The sequence below is a fragment of the Candidatus Nitrotoga sp. 1052 genome, from assembly GCF_927312905.1.
Taxonomy (GTDB): domain Bacteria; phylum Pseudomonadota; class Gammaproteobacteria; order Burkholderiales; family Gallionellaceae; genus Nitrotoga.
The window spans coordinates 1-21,491 of the sequence record NZ_CAKMHQ010000078.1 but is presented as its reverse complement, the minus strand read 5'-3'; the positions used below and the strand labels follow the sequence as shown (position 1 = coordinate 21,491).

General features: G+C 48.2%; 24 protein-coding genes and 2 pseudogenes. 5 read left to right on the top strand and 21 right to left on the bottom strand.

Features of this window, described 5'->3' with window-relative positions:
• Positions 1–36 precede the first annotated feature (36 nt).
• On the bottom strand, positions 37–486 hold the full coding sequence (locus MJ768_RS13700; protein WP_239292512.1) for a type II toxin-antitoxin system RatA family toxin: 450 nt from the start codon (positions 484–486) through the stop codon (positions 37–39).
• Positions 487–528: 42 nt separating this feature from the next.
• Between MJ768_RS13700 and smpB the strand changes: the two genes are divergently transcribed.
• Entirely contained in the window at positions 529–978 is a 450-nt protein-coding gene (smpB, locus tag MJ768_RS13695) for an SsrA-binding protein SmpB (RefSeq protein ID WP_239292510.1), read from the top strand.
• A gap of 241 nt (positions 979–1,219) precedes the next feature.
• Here smpB and MJ768_RS13690 read toward each other — a convergent pair whose 3' ends face one another.
• The 18 genes from MJ768_RS13690 to MJ768_RS13605 form a co-directional block, all read right to left on the bottom strand.
• On the bottom strand, positions 1,220–1,951 hold the full coding sequence (locus MJ768_RS13690) for a ribulose-phosphate 3-epimerase (protein ID WP_239292508.1): 732 nt from the start codon (positions 1,949–1,951) through the stop codon (positions 1,220–1,222).
• A 226-nt stretch (positions 1,952–2,177) separates the two neighbouring features.
• Positions 2,178–2,630: a CopD family protein gene (locus tag MJ768_RS13685; RefSeq protein WP_239292507.1), complete on the bottom strand. Its 453-nt coding sequence runs from the start codon at positions 2,628–2,630 to the stop codon at positions 2,178–2,180.
• A 7-nt stretch (positions 2,631–2,637) separates the two neighbouring features.
• Complete coding sequence (rnhB, locus tag MJ768_RS13680; protein WP_239292506.1) at positions 2,638–3,216, bottom strand: ribonuclease HII; 579 nt, start codon at positions 3,214–3,216, stop codon at positions 2,638–2,640.
• Positions 3,213–4,379: a lipid-A-disaccharide synthase gene (gene lpxB, locus MJ768_RS13675; RefSeq protein ID WP_239292505.1), complete on the bottom strand. Its 1,167-nt coding sequence runs from the start codon at positions 4,377–4,379 to the stop codon at positions 3,213–3,215. The genes rnhB and lpxB overlap by 4 nt, the downstream gene beginning before the upstream one ends.
• Positions 4,380–4,388: 9 nt before the next feature.
• The gene (gene lpxA / locus MJ768_RS13670) at positions 4,389–5,165 is read right to left on the bottom strand and encodes an acyl-ACP--UDP-N-acetylglucosamine O-acyltransferase (protein WP_239292550.1); all 777 of its coding nucleotides are present in this window, start codon (positions 5,163–5,165) and stop codon (positions 4,389–4,391) included.
• Positions 5,159–5,611 carry a 3-hydroxyacyl-ACP dehydratase FabZ gene (fabZ, locus tag MJ768_RS13665; protein WP_239292504.1) on the bottom strand — a complete coding sequence of 151 codons (453 nt, stop codon included), beginning with the start codon at positions 5,609–5,611 and terminating at the stop codon, positions 5,159–5,161. Before fabZ ends, lpxA begins: the two co-directional genes overlap by 7 nt.
• Positions 5,608–6,651 carry a UDP-3-O-(3-hydroxymyristoyl)glucosamine N-acyltransferase gene (lpxD, locus tag MJ768_RS13660; RefSeq protein WP_239292503.1) on the bottom strand — a complete coding sequence of 348 codons (1,044 nt, stop codon included), beginning with the start codon at positions 6,649–6,651 and terminating at the stop codon, positions 5,608–5,610. The genes fabZ and lpxD overlap by 4 nt, the downstream gene beginning before the upstream one ends.
• Before the next feature lie 24 nt (positions 6,652–6,675).
• Entirely contained in the window at positions 6,676–7,179 is a 504-nt protein-coding gene (locus MJ768_RS13655; protein WP_239292502.1) for an OmpH family outer membrane protein, read from the bottom strand.
• A 19-nt stretch (positions 7,180–7,198) separates the two neighbouring features.
• Positions 7,199–9,475, bottom strand: coding sequence for an outer membrane protein assembly factor BamA (gene bamA / locus MJ768_RS13650; protein ID WP_239292501.1), 2,277 nt, complete (start codon positions 9,473–9,475; stop codon positions 7,199–7,201).
• 13 nt (positions 9,476–9,488) lie between these two features.
• A complete protein-coding gene (gene rseP / locus MJ768_RS13645) occupies positions 9,489–10,841 on the bottom strand; it encodes an RIP metalloprotease RseP (protein WP_239292500.1) in 1,353 nt (450 codons plus the stop codon).
• Complete coding sequence (gene ispC, locus MJ768_RS13640; protein ID WP_239292499.1) at positions 10,838–12,046, bottom strand: 1-deoxy-D-xylulose-5-phosphate reductoisomerase; 1,209 nt, start codon at positions 12,044–12,046, stop codon at positions 10,838–10,840. The genes rseP and ispC overlap by 4 nt, the downstream gene beginning before the upstream one ends.
• The gene (locus MJ768_RS13635; RefSeq protein ID WP_239292497.1) at positions 12,043–12,864 is read right to left on the bottom strand and encodes a phosphatidate cytidylyltransferase; all 822 of its coding nucleotides are present in this window, start codon (positions 12,862–12,864) and stop codon (positions 12,043–12,045) included. Before MJ768_RS13635 ends, ispC begins: the two co-directional genes overlap by 4 nt.
• Entirely contained in the window at positions 12,857–13,636 is a 780-nt protein-coding gene (uppS, locus tag MJ768_RS13630) for a polyprenyl diphosphate synthase (protein ID WP_239292495.1), read from the bottom strand. The genes MJ768_RS13635 and uppS overlap by 8 nt, the downstream gene beginning before the upstream one ends.
• 103 nt (positions 13,637–13,739) lie before the next feature.
• Positions 13,740–14,297: a ribosome recycling factor gene (gene frr, locus MJ768_RS13625; protein WP_239292493.1), complete on the bottom strand. Its 558-nt coding sequence runs from the start codon at positions 14,295–14,297 to the stop codon at positions 13,740–13,742.
• A gap of 15 nt (positions 14,298–14,312) precedes the next feature.
• Positions 14,313–15,035: a UMP kinase gene (gene pyrH / locus MJ768_RS13620; protein WP_239292491.1), complete on the bottom strand. Its 723-nt coding sequence runs from the start codon at positions 15,033–15,035 to the stop codon at positions 14,313–14,315.
• Positions 15,036–15,039: 4 nt separating this feature from the next.
• Complete coding sequence (gene tsf, locus MJ768_RS13615; protein WP_239292489.1) at positions 15,040–15,918, bottom strand: translation elongation factor Ts; 879 nt, start codon at positions 15,916–15,918, stop codon at positions 15,040–15,042.
• A 68-nt stretch (positions 15,919–15,986) separates the two neighbouring features.
• Positions 15,987–16,712 (bottom strand): 30S ribosomal protein S2, encoded by a 726-nt coding sequence (gene rpsB, locus MJ768_RS13610; protein ID WP_239292487.1) that lies wholly within the window; start codon positions 16,710–16,712, stop codon positions 15,987–15,989.
• Between the two features lie 406 nt (positions 16,713–17,118).
• Positions 17,119–17,976: a sterol desaturase family protein gene (locus tag MJ768_RS13605; RefSeq protein WP_239292485.1), complete on the bottom strand. Its 858-nt coding sequence runs from the start codon at positions 17,974–17,976 to the stop codon at positions 17,119–17,121.
• Between the two features lie 33 nt (positions 17,977–18,009).
• On the opposite strand from MJ768_RS13605, the pseudogene MJ768_RS13600 reads away from it, so the two are divergent.
• Positions 18,010–18,150: pseudogene (locus tag MJ768_RS13600) on the top strand (IS630 family transposase); the annotation flags it as partial.
• Between the two features lie 70 nt (positions 18,151–18,220).
• Here MJ768_RS13600 and thiO read toward each other — a convergent pair.
• A complete protein-coding gene (thiO, locus tag MJ768_RS13595; RefSeq protein ID WP_239292483.1) occupies positions 18,221–19,297 on the bottom strand; it encodes a glycine oxidase ThiO in 1,077 nt (358 codons plus the stop codon).
• Positions 19,298–19,754: 457 nt separating this feature from the next.
• Here thiO and MJ768_RS15530 point away from each other — a divergent pair.
• The 3 genes and pseudogenes from MJ768_RS15530 to MJ768_RS13590 form a co-directional block, all read left to right on the top strand.
• A pseudogene (locus MJ768_RS15530) lies at positions 19,755–19,814 on the top strand (prepilin-type N-terminal cleavage/methylation domain-containing protein); the annotation flags it as partial.
• The gene (locus tag MJ768_RS15525; RefSeq protein ID WP_445083004.1) at positions 19,804–20,007 is read left to right on the top strand and encodes a type IV pilin protein; all 204 of its coding nucleotides are present in this window, start codon (positions 19,804–19,806) and stop codon (positions 20,005–20,007) included. The pseudogene MJ768_RS15530 and the gene MJ768_RS15525, both read left to right, overlap by 11 nt.
• A 346-nt stretch (positions 20,008–20,353) precedes the next feature.
• Positions 20,354–20,518, top strand: a complete 165-nt coding sequence (locus MJ768_RS13590) for a type IV pilus modification PilV family protein (protein ID WP_256449868.1) — start codon at positions 20,354–20,356, stop codon at positions 20,516–20,518.
• Positions 20,519–20,797: 279 nt separating this feature from the next.
• Here the strand turns inward: MJ768_RS13590 and MJ768_RS13585 are convergent, their stop codons facing one another.
• Positions 20,798–21,235: a DUF4399 domain-containing protein gene (locus MJ768_RS13585; RefSeq protein WP_239292480.1), complete on the bottom strand. Its 438-nt coding sequence runs from the start codon at positions 21,233–21,235 to the stop codon at positions 20,798–20,800.
• Positions 21,236–21,491 lie beyond the last annotated feature (256 nt).

Below are 21,491 nucleotides of genomic sequence, written 5' to 3'. Positions count from 1 at the left end.
ATATCCATTTAATAGGCTAATAGGCATATTACAACACTAATCTGGACTCTCATTTCCTGTATAAATCTTTTCTGCACGATGAACAAAAGCATCCACAAAACTATTGGCAATGAAATGAAAAATGGGGCCGAACACTTTTTCCAGTAACTTATTGGAAAATTCGTAATGCAACTTAAACTCTATTTTACAGGCAGATTCGGAAAGAGGTATAAAATGCCAATCACCGTCAAGGTGCTTGAACGGTCCATCTTTCAGTGTGATGTCAATGTGATGAGGAAACTGACGCACATTCTCAGTGGTAAAACTCTGCTTAATATGGTGATAATTGATGTGTACTGTCGCATGTACGGTATCTCCATCCATCGAGATAACACTGGCTCCGCCACACCACGGCAAAAACCGCGGATAATCCGCCACATTATCCACCAGAACGAACATCTGCTTCGCGCTGTAGGGAACCAGTACTGATTTCTCGACTAAGGCCATTCTAGCAGTACGTCCATGCAAAGCTGGTAGAATATGTAAATTATGAGCATAGTCCAAAATAAAAAAGCATACCACGACTACTTCATCGAAGACCGCTATGAGGCCGGCATCATGCTGGAAGGTTGGGAAGTCAAAGCAATCCGCGCCGGACGTGCCAATCTCAAGGAAGCCTATATTACGGTGAAAGATGGCGCCCTGTATCTGTTCGGCTCCCATATCAGCCCATTGACTACCGCTTCCACGCATATCTATCCTGACCCCGTTCGCACGCGCAAACTACTGTTGCATGCAGCTGAAATCAATAAGTTGATCAGCAAAGTGCAGCGCGCTGGCTACACTCTTATGCCATTGAACATGCACTTTAAAGGCAGTCTCGTCAAATTGGATATCGGCCTTGCGAAAGGGAAAAAGCAACACGACAAACGAGACACCGAGCGAGAACGCGATGCCTCACGCGAGGCTCAGCAAGCAATGAAAAAATCGCGCAGTTAACTGCTATCACTCTTCATCGGAATGCTGCATCAACCATCATACACATCGCCTACCACCGCGTATTTCACTACCAACCAATACCATAGTCGAGTCATCCAATAGCCAAATTATTGACACGGCGGATCGTCGCATGTCACTCAACATGCGACGACAGAGCCATGCTAGTTACACTGTCATGGACACGGCGTGTTTAATTTGATTAAAATAGCGAGACTCTGCGTAAGATACGCACTTGCAGCATTTATGAACCAACCTTGGCAAGCTCTGCGCGCAGGGCAGCGATAATGGAATCATAGCGATTTGGGTCAGTCTCATTGCCTGCTTCATACACAGCAGAACCGACCACAAAAGTATCGGCACCAGCCAAAGCAATTTGTGCGATGTTACCTAAATTCACGTCACCGTGGACTTCCAGGATGATATTACGCCCGCTATCATTGATTTTTTTGCGTGCCGTACGCACCTTATTAATCGCCTCCGGAATAAATTTCTGGCCACTGATTAAGCCAGTCTGTTTAGACATAATCAAGACAACGTCGATCTTACTTATAACATGGTCTAGATAGCTAAAAGGCGTGCCTGCATTGAATGCCAACCCTGCTTTGCAGCCGTTTTCGTGAATTAAATCAACGATACGCTCGATGTTTTCAAAGGACGGTAGATTGTATGCATCTCGATCAACTGCTTCAGGATGAAAAGTAATAATGTTTGCGCCAGCCTTAGCATATTCCGGTACAAGGTCATTCAATGAATTGTCTACATTGTACCCACTCGTCAGGTGTATCTCGATCGGCGCTTGAGTAATAGGGCGAATAGCCGCGCATGCCTTCGAACCATTTCTGTATGTTGGCACGAAATGCTTATTCATTACTTCTAGGTGAATAATGTCTCCCCCCGAGGCAAGGACATTGATGATCTCTTCGCCGAGCTTGGCGAAATTGGCAGAAATAATACTGGGTGCGATTTTATACATTAGATGCCTTTAAATGGATTTGATAAAGTTGTTTATTCTACCCGAAACTCATGGCGAATAATTTTAACGACAGATGTCATGTCGAATGTTAATTCCTCAGCTAATACAATAAAATAATAAGCCGAATTTAAAGAGTATTATTCAATAGTCGTGGAAGCGCGCTTACCAGTTTTGCTGATGGTTCATAGCTAAACTTTTCTATACTCTCACATAGGATTTACATGCGCTATATCGCTTTGCCCAAAATCACTATAGCAATGGTCAGCAAACCGATAGCCAGATTTAACCCTACCAGCTTGCGTATAGTAGCCAGCACCGCCCCTGCCTTGGGCCAATCCTGCGCCACAATCTGGATATTAAAATGCATGTTACAGACGAAAAACACATATATGAAAATTAGTGTCATTGCAATACCAAACAGCAACATCAGATGAATATAACGCGGTACATGAGCAATACCGCCAAGCTGGTGAATCATATAGAAACCGCTTACCAGTAGCAGAAACACCGCCAACCACACCCAATTAAAAAAACGGGCAAATACTTTAGCCCACAGGCGCAGTCTTTCTGGTGGCTGCAAGACTTCGGCAGCGCCAGGGCGCAGTACCATGTAGGAAAAAAACATACCACCGACCCAAATTACCACCGCCAGAATATGGATAAGTTTGAAAAGTTCCACCTTAACCTCATATTTTCGGCAATATTTCCCGAACGGGTCGAAAACTTCTTCTATGCTCGGCAGATACGCCGTGCATTCTTAATGCTGCCAGGTGTGCTTCGGTGGGATAGCCCTTGTGCGCGGCAAAACCATATTGTGGATAAATATCATGCAGCAACAGCATGGATGCGTCACGCGCGGTCTTGGCCAATATAGAGGCTGCCGAGATGGACGCAACACTGCTATCCCCTCGCACGATTGCACGGCTCGGCAGCCCCGTATCCGGGCAATACAGGCCGTCGACCAAAACCTCATGCGGTCGGATTTGCAGCATTTCGATTGCACGGCGCATAGCCAATAGACTGGCACGCAAAATATTGATTGAATCAATCTCTATGACTGAAGCTTCTGCAATCGCCCAAGCCAAGGCATGTTGCTTTATTTCCAACGCAAGATAATTGCGACGCTTCTCGCTGAGCTTCTTGGAATCGTCCAGTCCCTCTATTGGTCGGCAGTTGTCCAATATTACCGCAGCGGCATAGACTGGTCCTGCTAACGGGCCGCGCCCGGACTCATCCACTCCACAGATAAGCAGGTTGTTTTTCACTTGACGCCCTCTTGCATACCCAGATATGGCAGGATAGCCTGCGCCGCCTTGTGAGCATTACCCTGCCTAAGCGTGGAATACATATTGGTGAAGATTGCTTCTAGTTCGGTAACTGCCTGTTTGTTAGATAACCAGTTTAGCAGCGCCTGTGCAAGGTTCTCCGGTGTTGCATCATTCTGCAACAGCTCCGGCACTACAAATTTACCTGCAAGTATGTTTGGAAGGCCGAAATATGGTTGGTATGCCTTGGGTTTCAATAGCCAATATAACAAGGCTGACATCTTGTAAGTGATAACCATGGGACGTTTGAGTAGCGCAACTTCGAGCGTAGCGGTACCCGATGCAACCAGCACAACATCTGCAGCGATTATCGCATCGTGCGCATGACCAAATTGGATCCTGATTGGCAAATCCTGTCCCCCGCAATGCCTCAATATTTCCTCAAAAATACGGCGCGTTTCAATGGTAGCCAATGGTATAAGAAAGATTGATTCAGGCAGTTTTTGTAAAATAATTCTAGCGGTATCAATAAAGGTTACAGCCAGATTTCGCACTTCACTCTGGCGGCTCCCTGGCAGGAAGGCAAACACTTTGATTTGAGTAGGCAAACTCATCAGCTTGCGCATTGCGTCCCGATTGGGTTCCTCTGGCAACATATCGGCCAGAGGGTGCCCGACATAGGTTACTGCAACGCCTGCTTTTTCATATAGCGGGGGTTCAAAAGGAAATAACGCCAGCATATGCGATATCGCACGCTTAATCTTGTGGATGCGGTCGCCGCGCCATGCCCAAATAGATGGACTAACGTAATGTATGGTGGGAATGCCGCGTTCCTTGAGCTTCAACTCTAGATCAAAATTAAAATCTGGCGCATCAATACCAATGAACAAATCTGGAGGATGAGCATAGAAATATGCTCGAAGCTTGCGACGTATACTTGCTATTTCGCAATAATGTTTCAGCACTTCGACATAACCGAACACCGCAAGTTTTTCCTGCGGGAATAACACATGCATACCAACTGCCTGCATCTTGGGTCCACCGATTCCGATGAATCTCACACCGGGCACTGCCCGTTTCAGCTCTTCCATCATATGACTGGCGAGCAGATCACCTGAAGCTTCACCGGCAACAATGCCGATCACTTTCACTTGCTGTGTCATGTAACGAGATTAACGAATAAAGCCGCGTTGCGAACGACCTAGGAAATCAACCAGTACATTTAGATCTGGATATTCTGCTGCCTGTTCTTCAATAGCAACTTTAGCCTGCTCTAGCATCAACCCGGATTTGTACAGGGTCTTATAGGCGCGCTTAATCGCCATCACCGTTGCACTTGAAAAACCACGCCGCTTCAACCCTTCCGAATTAATACCGTGGGGTGCAGCAGGGTTGCCGGCGGCAGTGACATAAGGCGGAACATCCTGCAAGATAACTGTTCCCATTCCAGTAATTGCATGCATGCCAATTTGACAGAACTGGTGTACCATGGAAAAACCTCCCAGTATTGCATAATCAGCAATCTTGACATGCCCGGCCAGACTTGCGTTATTAGCAAAAATAGTGTGGCTTCCGATCTGACAGTCATGCGCCAAATGCACATAAGCCATAATCCAGTTATTGTTCCCAATACGCGTCACGCCAGCATCCTGTGAGGTGCCTATATTAAAGGTGCAGAATTCGCGTATGGTATTGTTATCACCAATTTCCAGTCGCGTCGGCTCACCAGCATATTTCTTGTCTTGCGGAATTTCTCCTAGTGAACAAAATTGAAAAATTCGGTTATTCTGGCCAATTCTGGTACGTCCGCTGATCACTACATGTGGGCCGATTTGAGTGTTTTCGTCGATCTCGACATGCTCGCCGATTATTGAATACGCACCCACTTCAACATAATTTGCCAATTTGGCATTTGGATGAATAAGAGCCGTTGGATGACGCATTACAATTCACGCACAGTACACATTAACTGAGCCTCTGCTGCGACCTGCCCGTCGACTTCTGCAGTCGCAGAAAACTTCCACAGACCGCGCAAATTACGAAGGAACGATGCCTTTAATATTAATTGGTCACCCGCAATTACCGGCTTCTTGAAACGCGCCCCATCAATACCAACAAAATAATAAACTGACTTGTCGTCCGGCTTGGTATCTAACGTCTTGAATGCCAGGATAATCGCAGCCTGGGCCATCGCTTCGATAGTCAACACTCCGGGCATGACCGGGTAGTGCGGAAAATGCCCACTAAAGAAAGGCTCATTGATCGTGACATTTTTCACTGCCACTATATCCTTGCCAGGTTCGTATGACAGTACACGATCAATTAGCAAAAAAGGATAACGGTGCGGCAAGTATTCCAGAACCTCATGGATGTCCATCTGGGTGTCGGTGCTCATGAACGTTCCTTCCTTAATGTCTCAACCTCATCCTGCAAGGTTTTCATCTTATTTGCCAGTTCATCCAGATGACGCAGCTGAGCAGCATTTTTTTGCCACACTTTGTGCGAACTGAATGGGAAAATTCCAGTATAGGTACCCGGTTCCCGAATAGATTTTCCAATCATCGTATAAGAAGAAATCTCGATATGATCCGATATCTGTGTATGTCCCAAAATACCGGTTCCACCACCGATGCGACAATGGCGCCCGATAACCGCGCTACCTGCAATGCCAACACATCCAGCAATGGCGGTATGTGCACCAATGCGAACATTGTGCGCAATCTGAATTAGATTATCTAACTTGACTCCTTCCTCAATCACCGTGTCATCCAGCGCGCCACGATCAATAGTGGTATTCGCGCCGATTTCCACATCATCACCAATGACTACGCTTCCGATCTGCGGAATTTTTAGCCAACGGCCTCCATCCATCGCCAGACCAAAACCATCTGCACCAATCACAACACCGGAGTGCACAATTAGCCTGTTTCCAAGCACGCAATTGTTGTATACCACCACACGCGGGTATAGACGAGTATCGGTCCCTATGGATACCCTGGCACCAATGCTGCATCCTGCCATAATCGCACTACCAGCTCCTATTCTGGAGTCTGCGCCAATCACCACATTCGGACCAATATAGGCACTGGGGGCAATTTGAGCCCCTTCCTCAATCACAGCACTAGGATGGATGCCCGGAACCACCGAATCCAGTGGATTCAGGAACGCCGATACCTTTGCAAAATAAAGATAAGGATTGTCACTAATGATGCGTGGTAGTGCTGTCGTCTCCGCATCTGCTGTACCGACGATTATTGCGCTGGCACGGGTATTAGCAAGGAGCGGTCGATATTTTGCACTTGCCAGAAAAGTAAGTTGGCCTGCCTGCGCGCTTTCCAGCGTAGCTATTTGATTAACGGTTGTCTCGGCATTTCCCAGCAGCCGACCGCCAAAGCGCGCTGCAATTTCCTTAAGGCTATGATCTGCCCGCTTCATACAATTTGAACAGGACTTAGAATTTTATTTATCATTTGCCATATATTTCAAGACTTTTTCGGTAATATCAATATTTGGGTTGCGATATACAGCCTCCTGTAATATCAAGTCATATTTTTCTTTTTCTGCAAGCGCTTGAATGGCCTTATTAGCATGTTCCAGAACCACTGACATTTCCTCATTCTTGCGCAGGTTCAAATCTTCGCTGAAACCACGCTGCATGCGTTGCAGATTCATGTTGAGATTGGCCAGTTCACGTTCTTTGTTGCGTTTCTCAGCATCTGGCAAGGTCAGACCTTCCTTTTCCATGAATGTTTTGACATCTTTCACCTGCTTGGCGACTTTCTTGATTTCCTGGTCGCGTCCAGAAAACTCCTTCTCGATCTTTTTCTCGGCCTTCACAGCAGGAACAGATTCACGCAAAATGCGTTCGGTATTCACTATGCCGACCCGAAAATCGGCCGCCAATGCTTGAGTACAGCCGACCAACAGCAATATCTGCATAAGCTTCATACTCAAAATTTTCATTTTCTTCTCCTAACTTAATTTAAAACATCGAACCCATCGTGAACTGGAATGGTTGTAACTTGTCACCAAATTGGTCGTTTAGCGGCACACCCACGCTAATTTTAAGTGGACCCATCGGTGATACCCAAGTAACAGCTACGCCAACAGTGTAACGCAAGCTGTCAGATCCTGACATACCTAGGCCAAACACCGCACCCGCATCCACAAAAGCACTCATACGCACTGATCTGTCCTTGCCCATTCCAGGCACTGGAAACAGTAATTCAGCGTTTCCGATTATGCGCCTCGTGCCACCCAAGGAGTTATTATTACTGTCCTTCGGCCCCAAGGAAAATGGCTTAAAACCACGCACTGTACCTGGCCCGCCAGCATAGAAATTCTTGAAGAATGGCACCGGCTTGTCGCTATAACCATCCGCATAGCCCACATCGCCATTTAGCATAAGAGTAAAATTTTGACTTATAGGATAGAACCACTGATTCTGATAGGTGAGCTTGTAATACTGCTGATCGGAGATCGGCACGGTTACTTCCACAAATGCACGCTGCGTCGTTCCCTCGGTAGTGTAAATAGCACTGTCGCGGTTATCCCGGCTCCAGCCCACCGAACCCGTCAGGTTACTTGTGGAAGGTCCAAATATTCTGACGTACTCTTTCATTTGTGACGAGCTGGCGTCGGTAAGTGTCAGTTCAGTTTTTTCCGCCGATAAACCATAATGCGTATTCTCGAAGTCGCTGATTGGTATGCCAAAACGCACTCCTCCACCAATGGTTGAGGAAAGGTATGGGCTAATCGCCGTGAAGGTGGAGTTCACGTTGCGTTTATATATATCGAAACCCCGGCTTACTCCATTATCAGTGTAATAGGGGTTGGTATAAGATACCGAATACACTTGGTTAACCCTGCCGGTGTTAATCTGTGCAGAGAGATTGTTGCCGGTACCGAACAAATTTCGTTGAGTGACCGATCCAGTAAACACCAGACCAACGTTACTGGATATCCCGGCACCGATCGAAAAGTTCCCGGTGGATTTTTCCTTAACAGCCAGACTAACATCTAGCTGGTCATTTGTACCAGGAACCGGGATGGTCTCAATATTTACTTCACTAAAGAAGTCCAAGCGATCGACCTTCTGTTTGGATGTCTTAATTTTAGACGCGGAGTACCACGCGCCCTCCATCTGACGAAATTCACGTCGAATCACAACGTCGCGAGTTTTAGTGTTACCTGTAATGTCGATGTGTCGTACATAGGCTCGCGAGCCAGGGTCTACCACAAAGGTGAACCCCACTTGATGCTTTTCTTTATCTACATCCGGTACCGCATTGACATTAGCGAAGGCGTAACCATCCTCGCCAAGGCGGTCGCCTATTTTCTTGCTGGAGTCGGTCAGCTCCTTGCGAGAAAACACATCACCCGCTTGTATTTTAATCAGTTTGCGCGTCTCTACATGCGGCAAGATATTCTCAGGTCCAGATACCTTAATATCAGAAACTGTGTACTTGGCGCCTTCGCTAAGATTAATGGTGATGTAAATGTGCTTCTTGTCCGGTGTGATAGAAACTTGGGTAGAGTCTATGGAAAACTCCAAATAGCCCGCGTCAAGATAAAGTGAACGCAAAATTTCCAAATCAGCAGACAGTTTTTGCTTGGAGTATTGATCATTTTTAGTAAACCAGCTTATCCAGTTTGGAGTATCAAGCTGCATCAAACCCTTCAATTTTTTTTCGCTGAAAACTTGGTTACCGATAATGTTAATTTGTCCTATTTTAGAAGTTTCACCCTCTACCACATTAAAGATAATAGCGACACGGTTGCGTTCTAACTCGGTGACAGTAGTGTTGAAACTCACCCCATATTTGCCGCGCGCTACATACTGACGCTTGAGTTCTTGCTCCGCTTTGTCCAAGGCAGATTTGTCGAAAATACGACCATCCGCCAGCCCCACCGACTTAAGATTGTCGCGCAGCGTGTCTTTCGGAAAGTCCTTCACTCCGTTAATTTCAATGCTGGCGATGGACGGACGTTCGCGCACCAGTACAATTAACACCCCCTGTTGCATCTCAAGGCGCACGTCCTTGAAAAAGCCAGTGGCGAACAGTGCACGGATTGCCGCAGCAGCATGCTCATCATCCAGCTTGTCACCGACCTTGACCGGTAAATAGCTAAATACAGTGCCTGCCTCAGTACGCTGTATACCTTCTACACGAATATCCTTAACCACGAAGGGTTCGATGGCTATGGCGGACGCGGCATATAACAGCGGGATAAGTCCCGCTAGATTTTTTAATTTCATGTATTGTTTCAACCTAAAACAGGCGGCTAAAGTCGTTAAACAACGCAAGAGCCATCAAGGTAACGAGCAGCGCAATACCAATTTTTTGCCCGGCCCCCCAAGCCTTCTCGGACATCGGACTACCCTTTATTAACTCGGCCATATAATACAGCAAATGCCCCCCATCCAATAAAGGGATGGGCAACAAATTCAACACGCCGAGGCTAATACTGATCAGCGCCAGGAAATTTAGGTACGCGACCGCACCCATCTGTGCGGACTGTCCAGCATAATCGGCAATGGTAATTGGCCCGCTCAGATTTTTCAGCGACATTTCGCCTACCACCATTTTTCCCAGCGACTTCAAACTCACCTTGGCAATTTCCCAAGTTTTTCGTACGGCATGTCCGAATGCTGCAAGCGGCGCATAATGCACTTTAGTCAACAAGGCGTCGAACTCACGCCGGTCTATGTGCGGTGCAGCTCCAATCTTGCCTACCGTTATGTTCGCTTCGCTGGTTGCTTCAGGTGTGAGATCAAGAGCCAGTACCATGCCGCTTCGTTCAATCTCCAACTGCAGTATCTGTCCCGGATGACCGCGCACTGCCTTCACCAAGTCTTTCCAATCTTCTATGCTCTGCCCATCCACACGCAGAATTTTATCGTCCGGGAGTAACCCTGCACGTTGGGCAACCCCGCCTTCCACCAACTTTCCGATGACGGGACGCACCAGCGGCTGATAAGGTTGCAAACCGAGAGATTGTAAAAAATCTTCATCCATATCACCAGAGGTGAGCGCTTTTAAATTGAGCACATGCCGAACTATATCTCCTTGTGCAGTGCGCGCTTCTATGCGTGCTTCGGTAGCACCTTGCAGAGCGAGATCCAATAATACCCAGCTTACTTGCTCCCAGCTCGGAATGGCTTGCTCATTAATGCTGACGATGGTTTCCTGCGCATGCATGGATGCTGCTGCTGCAGCGGTATTCGGTAATACTTCGCCCAGCACAGGTTTAAGGCTCGGCACGCCATAGATGAATAACGCCCAAAATAGGATAATAGCCAACAACAGATTGGCCGCCGGCCCCGCCACCACGATAGCCATACGCTGCAGCACGGGCTGACGATTAAATGCCAGATGCAGCTCATGCGTTGCCACCTCACCTTCACGCTCATCCAGCATCTTGACATAACCGCCTAAAGGAATAGCGGATATCACCCAATCTGTCTCACTATTTTCAAAGCGTTTGGTGTAAATTGTCTTGCCGAAACCGACTGAAAAACGCAACACCTTCACTCCGCACAATCGTGCTACCCAGTAGTGACCCATCTCATGGATCACTACGAGTATTGCTATAGCAACAATGAAAGCCAGCAGTGTAATCATGATAAGCAAATCGTACTTTTCATTAAATCATTTGCTACTGCGCGTGCAGCGGCATCCGCACTTAACACATCCTCCAGCGTGTTAACCGTGGTTACCGGCAAGCCAGTTAGCACATCTTCTATCAGACGTGGAATGGCAAGGAAAGGAATCTGTTTGTTCAGGAATGCGGCTACGGCTACTTCATTGGCTGCATTTAGCACGGCAGGTGCTGTGCCGCCGGCGCGCAAAGCCTGATAGGCCAGAGCCAAGCCTGGGAAACGAATAAAATCCGGCGCGACAAAATCGAGTGTAGCTACCCTGAGCAGATCCAACGGTTCGACACCAGCTTCAATGCGTTCCGGATAAGCCAACGCATAAGCAATCGGGGTGCGCATGTCCGGGTTGCCCAGCTGCGCCAGTACCGAGCCATCCACATACTGCACCAGCGAATGAATAATGCTTTGCGGATGCACCACGACCTGAATCGCATCGGCTGGCGCGTTGAACAACCAGTGTGCCTCAATGACTTCCAGCCCCTTGTTTATCATGGTAGCGGAATCTACCGAAATCTTGCGCCCCATTACCCAATTAGGGTGCGCACACGCCTGTTCCGGCGTGACATGTTGTAATGCAGATAAAGTAGTATTGAGAAAAGGACCGCCAGATGCAGTGAGCAAAATTTTACTTATCCCGCTGGCAGCTAAACTATCCGTGCGATGACGGGAATAATTATGGGGCAAAGCCTGGAAGATGGCGTTATGCTCACTGTCAATGGGCAACAAAGTGGCACCGTGTTTTTGTACCACATCCATGAACACTCGCCCCGCCATTACCAGAGCTTCCTTGTTCGCCAGCAGAATTTTCTTGCCTGCGCGTGCAGCAGCCAGCGTAGGACGCAACCCTGCTGCACCGACAATGGCTGCCATTACCGTATCCACCTCCGGCAATGACGCAACCCGCTCCAGCGCCGCGACACCACATAAAACCTCCACATCCAAGCCAGCTACGGCGATACGCTGCGCCAGACGCATGGCTGCCCCCTCATCCAACAATACAGCATAGCGTGGCGCAAAACGAATGCATTGCTCAAACAGAGTATTGTCTTGGCACTGCGCAGTGAGTGCCATAATGCGGTAGCGCTCAGGGTGGCGCGCCACTACATCCAATGTGCTGATCCCAATGCTACCAGTGGAACCAAGTATGGTGAGATGGCTTATACTTCTCATGCCAGCCTTTGGAGCAGAATCACCATTGCAGCCAATGGCAAAGTGGAGGTCAGGGCATCAATGCGATCCAGTAGGCCACCATGACCGGGAAGCAATGAGCTGCTGTCCTTGACTCCAGCTTGGCGCTTAATAGCCGACTCGAACAAATCACCGATCACTGCCAGGCCCACCCACCCCCAGGACGCTATTAGCATGCCGGACAGCGCTTCGTAGTTAGTGAAAAGGTCGTTTGTCCAAACAATCAGCAACACATACACGGTAACTCCGAGCAGTGCGCCGAATACTCCTTCCCAAGTCTTACCGGGACTAATATTGGGCGCAAGCTTGTTCTTGCCAAATTTGCGTCCACTGAAATAAGCAGCTGTGTCTGCCACCCATACTAGCCCCATCACTCCCAATAGCCACCAGGGATTTTGTATACGCAAGTCCATCATCGCCAAGCCAGTCGGAATCAATAGTGTCCAACCAGTTAGCATCATCAACAGCGGTTGGCGCACTTGCCAACGGGCCTTCAGCCAAAGTGGCACCACAATTAACCATAACAATGCCGACATACCATATATCAGCAAATGCAATGACTCAAGCTGCCCGGGATATTGCGTATCCAGCCAAACGATACCCAGCATCACAACCAGAGTCAGCCACAAATAAATATTGACAGTCTTTCTGGACAGTTTGGATAAGTGCGCCCATTCCAATGATCCTTGCATCACAATGATAATTACCAGAGCAGCCCACCCTAAAGTGGGCAATAAAAAGAGTGCTGACAGGAACAATGCCAGCAGTATGACGGCTGTGATCACACGCTGCTTAAGCATTAGTTTTCCCATCCTGCATTCGCTCGCTCCGAACTTGTTCACTCGTTCGACCGAAGCGGCGCTCCCGTGCATAGTAAGACTGGATAGCCAATTTCAATGCTTCGCCATTAAAGGCTGGCCATAGCGTATCGGTAAAATATAACTCGGTATAAGCCAGTTGCCAGAGCAGGAAATTGCTGATGCGTTGTTCGCCGCCAGTACGGATAAATAAATCCGGCTCAGGCGCATAATGCATGGAAAGATACGCTTCCAGGTCTTCTTCATTAAAACCGCCAGCCAGATCAGGGCGCGCTTGCAGCATCGTCTGCATGGCTTGCATAATATCCCAGCGTCCGCCGTAGTCGGCGGCAACAGTAAGCGTCAAGCTAACATTGCCTGTAGTCAATTGTTCCGCGTCCAAAATGCATTGATTAAGATTGGCATCGAAACGGCTACGATCACCGATTATTTTTAGCCGAATGTTATTTTCGTGCAACTTGAATACTTCACGTTCAAGCATTTTCAGGAATAACTGCATCAGAAAGGAAACTTCGTCTGCCGGGCGACGCCAGTTCTCACTACTAAAGGCAAACAGGGTCAGATATTCGACTCCCAGTTCGCGGCAGACTTTCACGATCTCGCGTACCGTTTCCACACCGCGTTGATGCCCGGCAATACGTGGCAGAAAGCGCTGTTTCGCCCAGCGACCATTACCGTCCATGATGATGGCAATATGGCGTGGCACTTGAGGGATAGCCGGGACTGTGCGAGTGGGACTTTGAAATAACGCCATCAAGAACCTCTGAAGCAATCTCGCGAGGACAGCGACCATTTTGGTCGCACAAGCGAACAATGCGCTCGCCTTCTTATGGTGTACCACTCCATATGCAGTGCAGTTAAACCGCCATCAGGTCTATTTCTTTTATTTGTAGCAGCTTGTCTACTTCTACTACGAAATGGTCAGTAAGTTTCTGTACCTCATCCTGCCCACGGCGTTCATCGTCCTCTCCGATTTCTTTATCTTTGAGCAACCTCTTAAGATGCTCATTGGCATCGCGACGTATGTTGCGTATAGCCACCTTAGCGCTCTCCGACTCACTACGCACTACCTTGATCAAGTCACGGCGACGCTCTTCGGTCAACATCGGCATGGGTACGCGGATTAAATCCCCATTGGTCGCGGGGTTCAGTCCCAGATCAGCGTCGCGTATCGCTTTTTCCACCGCGGCAATCATATTTTTTTCCCACGGTTGTACCCCGATGGTGCGCGAATCAATCAGAGTCACATTAGCAACTTGGCTAATCAGTGTAGGACTGCCGTAATAATCCACAGTCACATGATCCAGAATACCAGTGTGTGCCCTACCAGTACGAATCTTGCCAAAATCCACCTTGAGCGTTTCCAGCGTCTTATTCATCTTCTGTTCAGCATTTTTTTTGATATCAGAAATCATTACATTTCTCCTCCTTCAATTACAGTGTACTAGCGTCCCTTCATCCTGCCCCATCACTACGCGCTTCAGCGCGTCATGCTTGAAGATGCTGAATACAATGATCGGTAAGCTCTGATCACGGCACAGGGTCAATGCAGTGGCATCCATTACCTTAAGGTTTTTGTTAATTGCTTCATCAAAACTCAATTTCTGATAACGAATAGCGGCGGGATCCAGTTTCGGGTCGGCGGTATACACCCCGTCCACCTTGGTCGCCTTAATGACAACTTCCGCATCCATTTCCACGCCACGCAAGGCAGCGGCGGTATCGGTGGTAAAAAAAGGATTTCCAGTGCCGGCAGCAAATATCACCACTTTGCCATCCTCCAGATAGCGCAATGCCTTGCCTCGTATAAATGGTTCAGCCACTTGTTCCAGGTTGAGGGCCGACTGCACACGGCAATCCAAACCGAAGCGCTTCATAGCATCTTGCAAGGCCATGGCGTTCATCACGGTAGCCAACATTCCCATATAGTCGGCGGTGGCGCGATCCATCCCGGCAGCGGCAGGCGCAACTCCGCGGAATATATTGCCGCCGCCGATAACCACCGCCACCTGTACACCCAGCCCAACCACCTCGCCAATTTCGCTAACGATGCGCTCAATCACAGCACGATTAATGCCATAGCTATCATCGCCCATCAGGGCTTCCCCGGAAAGCTTGAGCAGGATGCGCTTGTATGCTGGAGCAGCTGGCATCTGCTTATACCTTCGCGGCAGCAGCAACTTCGGCAGCGTAATCCACTACCGCCTTTTCTATACCCTCACCCACCACGAACATCTGGAACGCATTGACCTTCACACCATGCGTGGACAATAACTTTTCTACCAAAATATCAGTATCCTTCACGAAAGGTTGGCCCAACAGAGTAACTTCGGCCAAGTACTTGGCAATACGTCCCTCCACCATTTTTTCAACAATGTTGGCCGGCTTTCCGCTTTCCGCAGCTTGTGCGGTGTATACCTTGCGTTCAGTATCAAGCAACTCCTGAGATACTTGCTCTTTGGAAACACAAATCGGCTTGCTTGCAGCGATGTGCATCGCCAAATCTTTACCCAATGCATCGTCACCACCGCTGATATCTAAAAGCACACCGATTTTGCTGCCGTGCAAATAAGCCACCACCTTACCCGTTGTGCTATAACGCACGAAACGACGCACACTGACATTCTCACCCAACTTCATGATTAGTGACTTGCGCGCATCTTCCACACTACCACCACCCGCCAATTCAACTGAAGACAGAGCCACAGTGTCACTTGGATTATTTTGTGCAATGGCTTGCGCCACATTACTCGCAAATGCCATGAAGTCATCATTCTTTGCCATAAAATCAGTTTCGCAGTTCACTTCCACCAGCGCACCGACTTTGCCATCAGCACTAATAAAAGCACTCACCAAACCTTCAGCCGCCACACGCGAAGCCGCCTTACTAGCCTTGGCACCACTCTTAATGCGCAGCAGTTCTTCAGCTGCCTTGAAGTCGCCATTAGTTTCAACTAGCGCCTTCTTGCAATCCATCATGCCGAGACCAGTTGCCTCACGCAGATCCTTCACCATGCCTGCGGTAATTTCCGCCATTTCCCACTCCTTGAAAACATAACCTAAAAAAAAGGGGCTCTCGCCCCTTTTGGCCAAGCGAAAAATGCTTACACCGCCTGCTCTTCGACCTGGGCCACAATCTCGTTAAGCGCCTGTTCGCGTCCTTCCAGCACTGCGTCGGCCATTCCGCGCGCATACAGGCGTATCGCCTGACTGGAATCGTCGTTACCCGGGATGACATAATCCACACCTAGCGGGCTATGGTTGGTGTCCACCACGCCAATCACCGGAATATTCAATTTCTGTGCTTCTACGATGGCGCCTTTTTGGTATCCAACATCGATCACAAAAATCGCAGTAGGCAGATTCTGCATATTCTTGATGCCACCAAGGCTTCGGTCCAGCTTTTCCAGCTCGCGCTGCATCATCAGACCTTCCTTCTTGGAAATTTTTTCCATGGCTACGCTATCCAGCATCATAGCTTCCAGCTCATGCAGACGCTTGACGGATTGCTGTACCGTCTTGAAATTAGTGAGCATGCCGCCCAGCCAGCGGTGATCAACAAAAGGGCTGCCACAACGAAGAGCCTCTTCTTTAATAATTTCACGCGCTTGACGCTTAGTCGCAACAAACAATATCGTGCCCTTATTGGCAGCAACCTTGCGCACATACTTCAACGCGTCGTTATACATAACAACGGTTTTTTCTAGATTGATAATATGAATTTTGTTGCGATGGCCGAAAATAAAAGGGGCCATTTTTGGATTCCAATAACGAGTTTGATGTCCAAAATGGACGCCCGCTTCCAGCATTTGACGCATAATTACAGCCATAAATACTCCATGTGTTAAGGGTTAAAGTCTTCCACTCGTCAGATCGACCCTTGCAGGCACCCCAACATGAACGAGTGTGCGAATTTCCTGCTACTTAAACTTATGCCGAATAAGCAGGGTGCATATTGTAACCTAAGCGCCCAATCAACTCAAACGCGAGCCTCTTCCAATATGAAATGAATCTGAAGGATTATCGTATTTCCGCTGAGGAATTATGGAATATATTCCCGCTTCCCTAACGGCATCTAGGTACCAAAGTGGTAATGATATTACCACTACACAAAGAAGGAATATCCATCATAAAGATTACGGCAATTGGCACTGATTTGACACATAATGTCCGCAATGCTTGTGGTAACTCGACTGCACCACCGTGGCCTACGCAAAAGCCAGAACAAAGCGCGCCTTATGACGCATCGTTACTCTTCCAACGCCGACGATTGATGGCGTAATCCGTCACCTTGCCGATGAATGGCAGCACTAGGATGCCCCACAGCCAAACGCAGCGATTGGCCTCACGAAAAGTACTAATGCCAATAGTCATGCCCACGTGCCCCGCGCGCGGTTGATCACGGTAGGTGCCGAAGAGCCGATCCCACGCAGACAGATTAAAAGCGAAGTTGCTATTGGTTTCATCCTCCTCAATAGAATGGTGTACGCGATGCATGTCAGGCGTCACCAAAAGCAAGCGCAGCACCCTGTCCAGCGCCGGAGATATATGCACATTGCCGTGATTGAACATGGAAGTGGCGTTGAGCAACACCTCGAAGATCACTACCGCCACCACGGGCGGGCCCAGCACCAGAATTACCGCAACCTTGATAAGCATGGACAGCACGATCTCGATGGGGTGAAAACGTGTACCCGTCGTTACGTCAATATCAAGATCGGCATGATGCACGCGATGCAGGCGCCACAGCAGCGGCACGGCGTGGAACATCACGTGCTGGAGATAAATAACGAAATCAAGAAACACGACCGAGACTAGCATGGCCATCCACAACGGGACGGCGAAATAATTGAACAGCCCCCAGCCCTGCTGGGTGGCAAATGCTGCCACCCCCACCGCCGCAGCCGGAAACAGCGCGCGCAACAAAATGCTGTTGAGCACCACCAGCGCAAGATTGTTTGCCCAGCGCAAGAGCTTGGACACAGTAAGCCGACGCCGCGGCGCGGCAAGCTCCCACAGTGACATGCTGCAGAACACTCCTAAGAAACAGGCCAAGCGAATGGCGAGTTCGTGCTGCAGCATGAATGCGTTCATAACAGAAATCCCTTTGTCTCATCATAGCAGGGAGCAAGCTTCGAGAGTATCGACAAGCTTACGCAAGCCATTAAAAACTTCACGACTACGTACAATAAAAATGCATTGCCGTTCGTTTGGCACAAGCGAGAAGTCAAGGGTGCCCAGCTGCGCAATACTATTATTGACTTGTGAAATTAAACACTAACCTCTTCCAAAGCATATTTTTTAAAAATGTATTTTTATAATAAAGATGGAATCCTATTTAAGCGCCCCACCCTGCCCGATAAGGTGTGACATCGAATGGTTGTTGCGCACCTGTGATCTCATTTAACAGAATTTCGACGCTGGCCGGGGCCATGGTCACGCCATAACGAAAATGTCCGCTATTAAGGTAAAGGTTGTCCAGCTGCGGGTGCCGCCCGATGGTGGGGATATTGTGCGGCGAAGCAGGACGTAGACCTGCCCAGTGTTGCACCAACGACATGCCGCGCAGGGATGGCAACAATTTTTGGGCACGTTGCCACAACATGTCGCGTGCCTCACTGGTGGTGCGCTGGTCAAAACCTACGTCCTCCAGCGTGCTACCAATCAGTAGATATCCATCGCGACGCGGGATCAAATACAAATCGTCTTGCAACACGATATGACGGAGCGGCGACACATCGAACTTGAACAACAGCATCTGCCCGCGCATCGGCTTAATGTCTAATAGTAGCGCATGTCGTCCCAATACTTCCTTGCTCCACGCTCCGGCGGTAACGATATAGCTCTGTGCGGTAAACTTGCCGCTGGACGTGATGAGTGTTTGTACTCGCCCATTTTTGACCACAATATCGCTTACTGCACAGTGCTCGGTGATACGCCCCCCAAGCAATTCCACATGCTGACGCAAGGCGTGCAATAACCTGGGATTGCGTACCTGAGCGACTTCCGGCAAATACAGAGCATCACCTTGCGCGAGCAGGTTATAGTCTGTTGCACGGACTTGATGCATTGAATAAGCACCATGCGCCGCGCACCATTGCTCTGCCGCCTGCGCATCAAATGGTGGCAAAACCAGCATTCCGCTTGTCTCATATTCCGGATCTATGCCAGTAACCGCATGCAATTCTTTTGCCCATGCCAAAAACAGTTCTGCGCCACGGGTGGTCAGGCGCGTAACCTCATCGGGATAATTCCACGGACACAGTGGCGACAAAATGCCGCCGCCTGCCCAAGAAGCTTCCTGGCCGACCTCACCGCGCTCCAGCACGGTCACTAACGCCCCTTGCTGCAGCAAACGCTGCGCAGTCGACAACCCGGCCACTCCACCTCCAATAATTAAAAAATCGGAATTCAAGTATCCAGCCCCTGACTACGGTCACCATCATGCCTGACATAATAAAACTGTTGGCGTGCACTTGAAAAATTTCCCAACGGTTAGCCTTATAGAATAATAACTAATTGATTACAATTTAATTGTTATATTAAAAATCGTGTTAATAATATTAACAATCAAAATTGTTACGACAATTCAGAATCAAAAAACCTGTCAAGCTGCCAGAAATATACGTTTAAAGCCATTCCATTTTTCATTCTGTTTTGTTCAGTTGACTAGACGAGCAAGCTATGACTCCTATTGCTGTAACTCAGATAATTGAGAAAGGTTTATTTCCGACGAGCAATCCGGGTTGAATCCGCCTCGACGTACCACTTGTAAAAACATCCGCTCCGCTAGTCGGTTGGATGTAAAAATCCAAGTGATGAGTACTTTACTATGGTTAAATAAAATGAGGACGAAATGAAAGCCAAACAAAGGATTCAGCTTGGTTGAGCTGTTAGTCGCCATGTTAATTATGGCCATAATTGCCGCTGTTGCTTATACCTGGCTACCAAAATTATGTCGTCAAAGGCATTCGTGCTGCCGCACCATCATTCATGATGGACTTAGCAAATCGCGAGAAACAGCACTTGCTGGATGCCAGGACATATGTGAATTTTACTACATTAGGGGTGTCGGCACCCGCCGAAGTCACAAACATTACAGTTTTGCAATCGTTCGAATCATAACCCCACCAAGTTTTATCATAACAGCAACCCCATGCAGCAGCCAACAAACCAGTGATGGCTCATTAATGCTGGGGAGTTGACGGCCCCAAAGACCCCACCGCCAAGTGGTAAAAACAACCATGGGAAGCTTGCGCTTAACTGAATTTGAATTTACTCTCGTCAAACTGCGTTACTTACGCTCAAAATGGCAGAATAACGTCCCCAACGTCCCCCCCTATTTTTTTGCTTGATGCCGTCTCAACATCGCTGACTGCAAATGCTCGCTGCATCAAGATTGAACTAAGCGGGATGCCGCGCGCTTATAAGCAAGTGAACGGAGTATGCGGATGATTCATCGCAAAAAAATATTGGCTTCAGCTTGATCGAGGTACTGATCACCATTGTTATCCTGATGGTCGGATTGCCGAGGTTGGCTAGCTTACAAGGCCGAGCATCAACATCACAGTTGGAGTCTTACCAACGTTCACAAGCATTAATGCCAACCATAAAATGCTGCAGATTATGTGACTAAGCCAGGAACTGCGCTGGGTGTAGGGACTGTATACCCGGCAGCGGCGAGCTGCAGTCGGCAGTGTGGACCATAATGAATAGTACAACGCCCTTATGGGTACAGCTGAAGAGCAAAGCGGGATTTCAGCGGCGGGAACGATGATAGGTGCACGCGGCTGCATTTATCAAATTGCATCGCTCGCAAGCGGAGTTGCAGCGCCCTATGCTGGGAAGCGCGGTAAGGTTCAAAGCGATATGAACGGCGGGGTTCGAACCCGCCGTTTGAACGAGCAGACCAGTGTTATTTTGCAGTTACGCTAATCGTGCTACGCATTTTTTCGCCATAAGAAACATGCGCGCCATTAGCAAATTGTAATGTCAACGTATGCGTACCTGGAGCTAATTTGATCAAGGTTTCCGTTTGACCTTTACCGAAATGGAGATGCTTGTCACTTCCGGTCGGAACGGCTTCTCCGACATTCAGCTGCTGCGATGCGTCTATCAGCAAATGATGGTGTCCAGTATTCTCTACTACGTTGCCAGCAGGCTTGATCTCCATGCCTTGCACACCCATCAAAACTTTTACTTCGTTGCCGACTACTGCGCCATCTTTTGGTTCGATAAAATAAACTCGTTGTTCCAGCGATTTTTTTATTTCGTGATCGTTCGCCAATACATTATGGGCGTAGCCGATTGATGCAAATAACATAACCATCGGTAACCCTAGCTTTAATTTCATTATTTTATCTCCTAAGTTAAGTGTTTCCAGCATTATAATTTTAACCCATAAATTAGTATTCGCAAAAAAATAACTGGCAAAATATAAATTCTTATTATGTATGATCGGGTATCCACTTTCCATCATCTGGATAGTCAAATGAATACAGGGACGGAGAATGGTAAGAGTATAATTCATATTAAACAATATATAGATTATTTGATGTTAGCCCAAAGTAGTAATGTCCGGTTTCTCCCAAGTAGAAATGTCCGCTGGT